General features: G+C 71.9%; 10 protein-coding genes. 5 read left to right on the forward strand and 5 right to left on the reverse strand.

Annotation, left to right across the window (positions count from 1 at the left end; all coding sequences use genetic code 11):
* Nucleotides 1-1,260, forward strand: a 1,260-nt coding sequence (gene argG / locus Q7T15_RS02555; RefSeq protein ID WP_304692977.1) for an argininosuccinate synthase, incomplete at its 5' end; no start/stop codon positions are given.
* On the opposite strand, the gene Q7T15_RS02560 is transcribed toward argG, so the two are convergent.
* The 4 genes from Q7T15_RS02560 to Q7T15_RS02575 all read right to left on the reverse strand — a co-directional run bounded on the left by Q7T15_RS02560 (nt 1,257) and on the right by Q7T15_RS02575 (nt 5,524).
* Nucleotides 1,257-1,487 carry a hypothetical protein gene (locus tag Q7T15_RS02560; protein ID WP_304692979.1) on the reverse strand — a complete coding sequence of 77 codons (231 nt, stop codon included), beginning with the start codon at nt 1,485-1,487 and terminating at the stop codon, nt 1,257-1,259. The two genes, argG and Q7T15_RS02560, sit on opposite strands and share 4 nt — an antisense overlap.
* A 408-nt stretch (nt 1,488-1,895) precedes the next feature.
* Nucleotides 1,896-3,701 carry a DEAD/DEAH box helicase gene (locus tag Q7T15_RS02565; RefSeq protein ID WP_304692981.1) on the reverse strand — a complete coding sequence of 602 codons (1,806 nt, stop codon included), beginning with the start codon at nt 3,699-3,701 and terminating at the stop codon, nt 1,896-1,898.
* A gap of 17 nt (nt 3,702-3,718) precedes the next feature.
* Nucleotides 3,719-4,507, reverse strand: coding sequence for a 5'/3'-nucleotidase SurE (gene surE, locus Q7T15_RS02570; protein WP_304692983.1), 789 nt, complete (start codon nt 4,505-4,507; stop codon nt 3,719-3,721).
* Between the two features lie 3 nt (nt 4,508-4,510).
* Nucleotides 4,511-5,524 (reverse strand): PfkB family carbohydrate kinase, encoded by a 1,014-nt coding sequence (locus Q7T15_RS02575; RefSeq protein ID WP_304692985.1) that lies wholly within the window; start codon nt 5,522-5,524, stop codon nt 4,511-4,513.
* 98 nt (nt 5,525-5,622) lie between these two features.
* Here Q7T15_RS02575 and Q7T15_RS02580 point away from each other — a divergent pair, with 98 nt between their 5' ends.
* From Q7T15_RS02580 to rlmN, 3 genes are all read left to right on the forward strand, one after another.
* Nucleotides 5,623-5,955 carry a metalloregulator ArsR/SmtB family transcription factor gene (locus Q7T15_RS02580; RefSeq protein ID WP_304692987.1) on the forward strand — a complete coding sequence of 111 codons (333 nt, stop codon included), beginning with the start codon at nt 5,623-5,625 and terminating at the stop codon, nt 5,953-5,955.
* 71 nt (nt 5,956-6,026) lie between these two features.
* Nucleotides 6,027-6,521, forward strand: a complete 495-nt coding sequence (locus Q7T15_RS02585) for an SRPBCC domain-containing protein (protein ID WP_304692989.1) — start codon at nt 6,027-6,029, stop codon at nt 6,519-6,521.
* 19 nt (nt 6,522-6,540) lie between these two features.
* Entirely contained in the window at nt 6,541-7,785 is a 1,245-nt protein-coding gene (gene rlmN / locus Q7T15_RS02590; RefSeq protein ID WP_304692991.1) for a 23S rRNA (adenine(2503)-C(2))-methyltransferase RlmN, read from the forward strand.
* A 9-nt stretch (nt 7,786-7,794) separates the two neighbouring features.
* Here the strand turns inward: rlmN and Q7T15_RS02595 are convergent, their stop codons facing one another.
* A complete protein-coding gene (locus tag Q7T15_RS02595; RefSeq protein ID WP_304692993.1) occupies nt 7,795-8,250 on the reverse strand; it encodes a YciI family protein in 456 nt (151 codons plus the stop codon).
* Between the two features lie 124 nt (nt 8,251-8,374).
* Between Q7T15_RS02595 and Q7T15_RS02600 the strand changes: the two genes are divergently transcribed.
* A partial coding sequence (locus Q7T15_RS02600; RefSeq protein WP_304692995.1) for a phosphoribosyltransferase occupies nt 8,375-8,931 on the forward strand: 557 nt, incomplete at its 3' end.

Below are 8,931 nucleotides of genomic sequence, written 5' to 3' on the forward strand. Positions count from 1 at the left end.
GAGTACGGCGCCGAGATCAGCCGCCTCGTCGACGCGAAGGCCGCCCTCGTCGAGGAGGGGCTCGTCGCTCTGGCGTGCGGCGCGTTCCACATCCGCAGCGGCGGCAAGGCGTACTTCAACACCACGCCGCTCGGCCGCGCCGTCACCGGCACGCTGCTCGTGCGCGCCATGAAGGACGACGGCGTCGAGATCTGGGGCGACGGCAGCACCTACAAGGGCAACGACATCGAGCGCTTCTACCGCTACGGCCTGCTCGCGAACCCGCGCCTGCGCATCTACAAGCCGTGGCTCGACGCCGACTTCGTCACCGAGCTCGGCGGCCGCAAGGAGATGAGCGAGTGGCTCATCGCGCACGGCTTCCCGTACCGCGACTCGGCCGAGAAGGCCTACTCGACCGACGCCAACATCTGGGGCGCGACGCACGAGGCGAAGACGCTCGAGCACCTGGACGTCTCGCTCGAGACTGTCGAGCCGATCATGGGAGTCCGCTTCTGGGACCCGTCGGTGCAGATCGAGACCGAGGATGTCCGCATCGCGTTCGTCGAGGGCCGCCCGACTGCGCTCAACGGCGTCGAATTCGCCGACGCGGTCGAGCTCGTCCTCGAGGCGAACCGCATCGTCGCCCGCCACGGCCTCGGCATGAGCGACCAGATCGAGAACCGCATCATCGAGGCCAAGAGCCGCGGCATCTACGAGGCCCCGGGCATGGCGCTGCTGCACATCGCGTACGAGCGGCTGCTCAACGGAGTCCACAACGAGGACACGATCGCGAACTACCACGCCGAGGGCCGCCGCCTCGGCCGCCTCATGTACGAGGGCCGGTGGCTCGACCCGCAGTCGCTCATGCTGCGAGAGAGCATCCAGAAGTGGGTCGGATCGGCCGTGACCGGCGAGGTCACGCTGCGTCTGCGCCGCGGAGACGACTACACGATCCTCGACACGACCGGCCCCGGCCTGTCGTACTCGCCCGAGAAGCTCTCGATGGAGCGCGTCGGCGACGCCGCCTTCGGCCCGACCGACCGCATCGGCCAGCTCACGATGCGCAACCTCGACATCGCCGACTCGCGCGCCCGTCTCGAGCAGTACGCGGCGCAGGGCATCATCGGCGGAGCGACCGCGCAGCTCGTCGGCCGCATCACGGCCGGCCACGCGGACGAGGTCACCGAGTCGGCGGCGCAGTCGTCAGCGGCGGATGCGGCGCTCGCCCAGGCGGTCGACGCCGCGAACGAGGCCTCGGCCTTCGATTCCGGCACCGACTAGGCGTCGGGAGCCGCCTCGCGTTCGGCGCCTTCGCGCTCCGCGTCGCGCCGGGCGCGTTCGCGCCGAGTGACGAGTCGCAGCATCGCTGCGCCGACGACCAGCACGACGATGATCGCCAGGATCAGCGGCAGCCACGCGTTCAGGGGCGAGTTGAGGATCTCGACCGTGTCGTCGCAGTACACGGTCGGGTCGACGCACGAGGCGAGCATCTCGGTGGCCCGGTTCATGGGGTCAGGCTACGCGCGCGAGCGCTCTACGAACCGTCTGCGCCGAGCCAAAGCCCCGGCCGTGCACGAACTCAGGACTATCGGCATCCCGACCGCATCGACGCCCGTGCCGCGGGGCACGCCCGACCGGATCTCCTGAGAACGTGCACACCGCCACGGCGGAGTGCAGGCCTGCGGGGCGCCCGGCTCGCGAACCGCGTCTCGTGCGCCACAACGGGCGTCCATCGGTCGCTCGTTGCGCCGCCCACCGGGCTTCACTGCAACGACTGACCGATAGACGAGCTCGCGTACCTGAGCGGCGCGTACCTGAGCGGCGCGCCTGAGCGGCGCGCCTGAGTGGCGCGCCCGAGCGGCGCCGCGTCTCGCGCGGCTCTGCTCAGTGGCGCGGCCTGCAGGTAGCCGCGCGGTTCAGTGGCGCGGCTTGCGCGGCGGGCGCTCGTCGCGGTCGCCGCGCGAGCCGCCGCGGTCGTCGCGGTCGCGCGAGGCGCCGCGGCGCGGCCCACGGTCGGGCTTGAGCTCGATGAGCCGCCCGCTGATGCGCGTCGACTCGAGCTTCCGCAGCGTCGCCGGCGGCAGCTCGGCGGGCAGCTCGACGACCGAGAAGTCGGGCATGATCCTGATCGCTCCGAAGTCGTCGCGCGACAGCCCGCCCTCGTTGGCGAGCGCGCCGACGATCTGGCGCGGCTCGACGCGGTGGCGCTTGCCGACCTCGATCCGGTACGGGGCCAGGGCCGGGCCGCCCTCGCGGCGCGGGCGACGCTCGCCGCGATCGGAGCCCGCGCCGCCGCCGGACGCACCGCCCGCGGAACCGCGACCGTCGGCATCCCGGCTGAATTTCGGCGGGCGGATGTCCTCCTCCGTGAGCAGGAGCGGCGAACCTCCCTGCGCGACGACCGCCAGCGCGGCCGCGACGTCGGCTTCGGGCACGTCGTGGTGCTCGACGTAGTGGCCGATGATGTCGCGGAAGACCTCCATGAGCGAGGAGTTCGAGAGCGCCTCGCTGATGGCGTCATCGAAGCGCGCGAGGCGCGTGGCGTTGACGTCGTCGACGCTCGGCAGCTGCATCTGCGTGAGCGGCTGGCGCGTGGCGCGCTCGATCGCGTCGAGCAGGCGGCGCTCGCGCGGCGTGATGAAGCTGATCGCGGCGCCCGAGCGCCCGGCGCGACCGGTGCGACCGATCCGGTGCACGTACGACTCGGTGTCGACGGGGATGTCGAAGTTGACGACGTGGCTGATGCGCTCGACGTCGAGTCCGCGCGCGGCGACGTCGGTCGCGACGAGGATGTCGAGCTTGCCCGACTTCAGCTGCTCGACGGTGCGCTCGCGCTGCACCTGGGCGACGTCGCCGTTGATGGCCTGCGCCGAGTACCCGCGGGCGCGCAGCTTCTCGGCGAGGGTCTCGGTCTCGTTCTTGGTGCGGACGAACACGATCATGCCCTCGAAGTTCTCGACCTCGAGGATGCGCGTGAGGGCGTCGACCTTCTGCTGGTACGACACGACGAGGTAGCGCTGCGAGATCGTCGACGAGGTCGTGGTCTTCGTCTTGACCGTGATCTCCTCCGGGTCGCGGAGGTACTGCTGCGAGATGCGGCGGATCGACGCGGGCATCGTCGCCGAGAAGAGCGCGACCTGCTTGTCGACGGGGGTGTCGGCGAGGATCGTCTCGACGTCCTCCGCGAAGCCCATCTTGAGCATCTCGTCGGCCTCGTCGAGCACGAGGTACTTGAGCTCGGTGAGGTCGAGCGTGCCCTTCTCGAGGTGGTCCATGATTCGGCCGGGGGTTCCGACGACGACGTGCACGCCGCGGCGCAGCGCCGACAGCTGCACGCCGTAGCCCTGGCCGCCGTAGACGGGCAGAACGTGCACGCCCTTGAGGTGCGCGGCGTACTTCTCGAACGCCTCGCACACCTGCAGCGCGAGCTCGCGCGTCGGGGCGAGGACGAGCGCCTGCGGCGTCTTCTGCGAGAGGTCGAGGCGCGAGAGGATCGGCAGCGCGAACGCCGCGGTCTTGCCCGTGCCGGTCTGCGCGAGTCCGACGACGTCGCGACCCTGCAGGAGGGGCGGGATCGTCGCCGCCTGGATGGCCGACGGGGTCTCGTACCCGACGTCGTCGAGGGCCTTCATGACGGCGTCGCTGAGCCCCAGCGACGAGAAGGGGATGCTCGGGGGCGCGCTGTCGGCCTCGGTCGCGGTGGTCGAATCAGCAGAGGTCATGGCTCAACGGTATGCCCTCACGGCGGCGCATCGGGCGAGAGAACCCGGTGCTCGGCCTCGACCACGGGGCGGATGCTCGTGATCGTCGCCGCGCCGGCCGCGAGCAGGGCGGCATCGGTGCCGGTGTCGAAGCGCGCCGAGGGGTCGGCGATGGCGAGATCGATGTGCCCGTCGTCGGGCTCGGTGACCGTCGTGTGGACGATGCCGAAGCGCGCGAGGGGTGCTTCGACGAGCTCGAGCGCGGCGGCGCCGGCGGGGTCGATGTTGGGCACGTTGAGGTTGAGGACGATGCCGATCGGCTGCGCGGCGATGACGGGGAGCACGCGCGCGACGATCGCCGAGGCCGTGCCCCAGTGCGGGTGCTCCTCGGCGTTCGCCACGGCGAGCGAGACCGCGAGGCCGCGCCCGTCGTTGAGCCCGCCGGTGAGAGCCGCGCCGACGGTGCCCGAGTGCAGGATCGCGTGGCCCACGTTCGCACCGCGGTTGATGCCGGAGAGCACGATGTCCGGCGCGGGGCCGAACGAGCCGTGCGCCGCGAGGAGGGCGATGAGGGCGGGGGCGGCGTAGACGCGGTGCGCCGGCGCTGCGATGCCCACGATCGCCTCCTCCCTCACGCGGATCCGCCCGCGGCCGCCGGCAGCGGTCACCGCGTAGGCGTCGTGGGCCGTGATGGAGGCGCTGCTGCCGCTCGCCTCCTCGTCCGGCGCCGCGATCACGACGTCGTGCCCGGCGGCGATCGCGACCCGCGCGAGGGCGTGGAGTCCGGGGGAGTCGAAGCCGTCATCGTTGGTGACGAGCACGCGCATGACTCAGTCCTCCTTCTCGGTGCCGCTGCCGTGCGGGGCGTCGAGCTCGGTGACCTCGACGTGATCGGCGAAGGCGATGATGGTGCTCGCCTCGCCGGTGCCGAGCCCGTGCCGGGTGACGTTGAGCGCGCCGGCGGCCGCGCCGACGACGATCGCCCGTCGGACATCGGCGGCGTCGCGAGCCAGAGTCGCGGCGACCCCGGCCGTGAGCGAGTCGCCCGCGCCCTTGGTGTCGACGACCTCCATGTCGGGAGTCGTGACGCGGAGCAGGGCGCCGTCGACGAGAGCGAGCACTCCGTCGCTCGCGCGCGAGACGATCACCGTCTCCGCGCCCTCCTCCGACAGTCGCCGCATCGCCTCGGCGATCGCGCCCTCGTCGTCCTTCTCGGTCTCGTCGATGCGGTCGTCCTCGACGAGCTCCTCGTGGCTCGTCTTGACGAGGTCGAGACCGCCGGCGAGCGCGCTCGAGAGCCGTTCGCCGGCGAGGTCGGCGATCACGAGGCACTCGAAGGCCTCGAGATCGGCCGCGAGTCGGCGGTAGGTGTCGGCGGGCAGCACGTCATCGCCCGCCGGCCCGCTCAGCAGGACGACGTCGGCCGCCATCGACTCGCGGATCGTGATCGCGTAGAGCTCATCGAGCTCGTGGCGGGAGAGCGGCGGGTCGTCGGTCTCGACCACGGGGCTGCGCTCGCCGTCGCGGCGGTCGTGGACGTATGTGGCGTTCGCATCCTCGCGATCGACGCCCACCACGCGGAACCCCTCGTCGAGCAGGAGGGTGCGAGCGACTCGACCCGTCTCGCCGCCGAAGGAGGCGCAGATCGTGACGTCCGCACCGAGCGCCGCGAGCATCCGCGCCTGCCAGATGCCCTGCCCGCCGGCGTGCACGTGGACGTCGCCGCCGCTGCGACCCGCCTCGATCGTGATGGTGAGCAGCGGCGCCGGCGCGAACACGACCACTCCGCCGGGAGAGTCATGGTCTCGGTCGGGTCCGCCCGACGGGCGGGGTGTGCGGGTCATCGGCCCTCCTCGGTCTGAGGGGGCCAGGCTAGCCGCGAGCGACCCAGGGGCGACCACCCCATTGACAGGCGCGCGCCCACGGTCTAACGTGCAACCAAATGGTTGTAGATATGCTCTCTCCCGATGAGGTCGATCGCCTCTTCCGGGCGCTCGCCGATGCGACGCGGCGCGACATCCTGACGCACGCGCTCACCGGCGAGCACTCGGTGACGGCGCTCGCCTCGCGCTACGAGATGAGCTTCGCGGCCGTGCAGAAGCACGTCGCCGTGCTCGAGCGCGCGTCGCTCGTCGTCAAGACCCGTCGAGGGAGGGAGCAGCTCGTGACCGCCGACCCCGACGCCCTCGCGACCGCTCGTCGGCTCCTCGAGCAGTACGAGGCGCTCTGGCGGCACCGCGTCGCCGCGATCGACGCCCTGCTCGCGGAGGACTGAGCACCACCGACACCGGCACCACCGACACGGGCACCACCGACACCGGCACCACCGACAGGAAGGAGCGGGCCATGCCCGTCATCGGAACCGAGATCGACCGCGAGGCGCTGACCCTCACCGTCACCGCCGAGTTCGTCGCCACCCCCGAGCGCGTCTGGCAGCTGTGGGCGGACCCGCGGCAGCTCGAGCGCTGGTGGGGCCCTCCCGGCTGGCCGGCGAGCTTCCCGCGCTACGAGTTCGAGCCCGGCGGCGAGGCCCGCTACGCGATGACGGGCCCCGAGGGCGAGTCGAGCGCCGCGTGGTTCCGCTTCACGGCGATCGACGAGCCGCGCCGCATCGAGCTCGTCGACGGCTTCTCCGGCGACGACGGCGAGCCGACCGATGCGATGCCGAGCATGCGCATGGTCGTCGAGATCGAGCCGTCGGGCGGCAGCGACGGCGCGGTGACGGTGATGAGCATCCGCACGGTCTTCGACTCGCTCGAGGATCTCGAGCAGATCACGAGCATGGGCATGGTCGAGGGGATGACGGCGGCGATGAACCAGATCGACGCGCTGCTCGCCTAGACCCCCGTACCCTGGAGGCATGGCGATCGAGCGCGGAATCCGCAACAACGGCACGGCGGGCGCTCCGCGAACGGTGGCGGATGCCCGGCCGCAGGTGCTCCCCGCGACCGAGGGCTGGCAGCAGAAGCTCGACGAGGAGGGCCGCCCCCTCCTGCAGTTCGCCTCGCCCAAGCGCGGCAAGCCGCCCGTGCACTGGGCGGATCTCGACCTCGAGGGCCGCGTCGCGGCAGTGCGCGAGCGCGGGCTGCCGGCGTTCCGCGCGAAGCAGCTGTCGACGCACTACTTCACGCACTACACCGCCGACCCCGCGGCGATGACCGACCTCCCGGCCGCGGGCCGCGACGAGCTCGTCGCCGAGCTCCTGCCGCCGCTGCTGACCGAGGTGCGCCGACTCACGACCGACAACGGCGACACGATCAAGTTCCTCTGGAAGCTGCACGACGGCGCCCTCGTCGAGAGCGTGCTCATGCGCTACCCGGGCCGCATCACGCTGTGCGTGAGCTCGCAGGCCGGGTGCGGGATGAACTGCCCGTTCTGCGCGACCGGGCAGGCCGGCCTCACGCGCAACATGTCGGCCGCCGAGATCGTCGACCAGGTCGTCGCCGCGAACCGCGTGCTCGCCGAGGGCGGGCTCGGCGGGCGCAAGAAGGGCGACGAGACCCCGGATCGCGTCGGCAACATCGTCTTCATGGGCATGGGAGAGCCGCTCGCGAACTACGCCCGGCTCATGAGCGCGGTGCGCACGATGGTCGCGCCGCAGCCCGACGGGCTTGGGATGAGCGCGCGCAACATCACCGTCTCGACCGTCGGTCTCGTGCCGGCGATCCGGAAGCTCGCCGACGAGAAGGTCCCCGTCACGTTCGCCCTGAGCCTCCATGCGCCCGACGACACGCTGCGCAATGAGCTGATCCCGGTGAACTCGCGCTGGAAGGTCGACGAAGCGCTCGACGCCGCGCGCGAGTACTTCGACAAGACGGGGCGCCGCGTCTCGATCGAGTACGCCCTCATCAAGGACATGAACGACCACGCCTGGCGCGCCGACCTGCTCGCGCAGAAGCTGCTCGAGCGCGGCCGCGGGTGGGTGCACGTCAACCCGATCCCGCTCAACCCGACGCCCGGGTCGATCTGGACGGCCTCCGATCGCGACGTCCAGAACGAGTTCGTGCGGCGGCTGAACGACGCGGGCATCCCCACGACGCTCCGCGACACCCGCGGCAAGGAGATCGACGGGGCCTGCGGTCAGCTCGCGGCCGCCGACGCCTAGGGCCGACGCCTAGGGCTGCTGCTCGCGCGCGGCCCGCTTGTCGGCGAGCTCCGCGGCCCAGCCCTCCTCCTTCTGGATGTACTCGTTGTCGGCGAAGTCGGCGAAGTCGCTCTCGTCGGTGATGCGCCGCACCTCGATCGCGTTGCCGGGGCCGAGCGGGCACTTCTTCGCCCACTCCACGGCCTCGTCGAGCGAGGCGGTCTCGATCGTCCAGTAGCCGTTGAAGAGCGCGGCCGTTTCGCCGTACGCGCCGTGCGCGACCTCGCTCGCGGCGCCGCTCTCACCGAAGCGCACGACGGCGCCCTGCGAGGCATCGGCGAGGCCCGCGCCGCCGGTCATGACGCCCGCCTCCATCATCGACTCGTTGTACTTGCCCATGGCCGTGATGACCTCTTCGAAGTCGACCTCCTTCGAGGCCGCGAGCGCCTCGTCGGTCGAGCGCATGATGAGCATGAACTGGGGCATGGCGTCTCCTCGGTGAGCTCGGCATCGCTGTCCGCGGTGCACGCGAGTAGCGTAGGCCTCTCGCGCGGAAGGACTCCGGCATGATCGACACCCCTCGACCCGTTCGGCGGGCCGGTCGGGCGCGGTGACCGCCGTGTTTCGCGATCGCGACGACGCCGGGCGGAGCCTCGCCGACGCCCTTCGGCCCCTCGGGCTCGTGGAGCCCGTCGTGATCGCCCTGCCCCGCGGCGGGGTGCCGGTCGCGGCCGTCGTCGCGCGCGCCCTCGACGCTCCGCTCGACCTCGTCGTCGTCCGCAAGCTCGGTGCCCCCTGGCAGCCCGAGTACGCGATCGGCGCGATCGCGGAGGACGGCGCGCGCGTGCTCGATGCGGCGGTCATCCGCTCCCTCAGAGTCTCCGAGGCGACTCTCGCCGGGATCGAGGCCGCCGAGCGCGCCGAGCTCGCGCGTCGGGTCGAGCGCTACCGCCGCGGCATCCCGCGCCTCGACCTGCGCGGGCGCACCGTCGTCGTCGTCGACGACGGGCTCGCGACCGGCGCGACGGCCCGCGCCGCGTGCGCTTCCGCCCGCGCCCGCGGTGCCGCCGTCGAGCGCAAAGCCATCCGCTGGGTGTCCCCTAGCTCGGGATGGACGTCGGTCGAACTCCACCGCACCGCCCACTCGCCGTCGCGCCTGCCCATCTG

This window comes from Microcella sp. (genome assembly GCF_030645145.1).
Classification (GTDB): Bacteria; Actinomycetota; Actinomycetes; order Actinomycetales; family Microbacteriaceae; genus Microcella.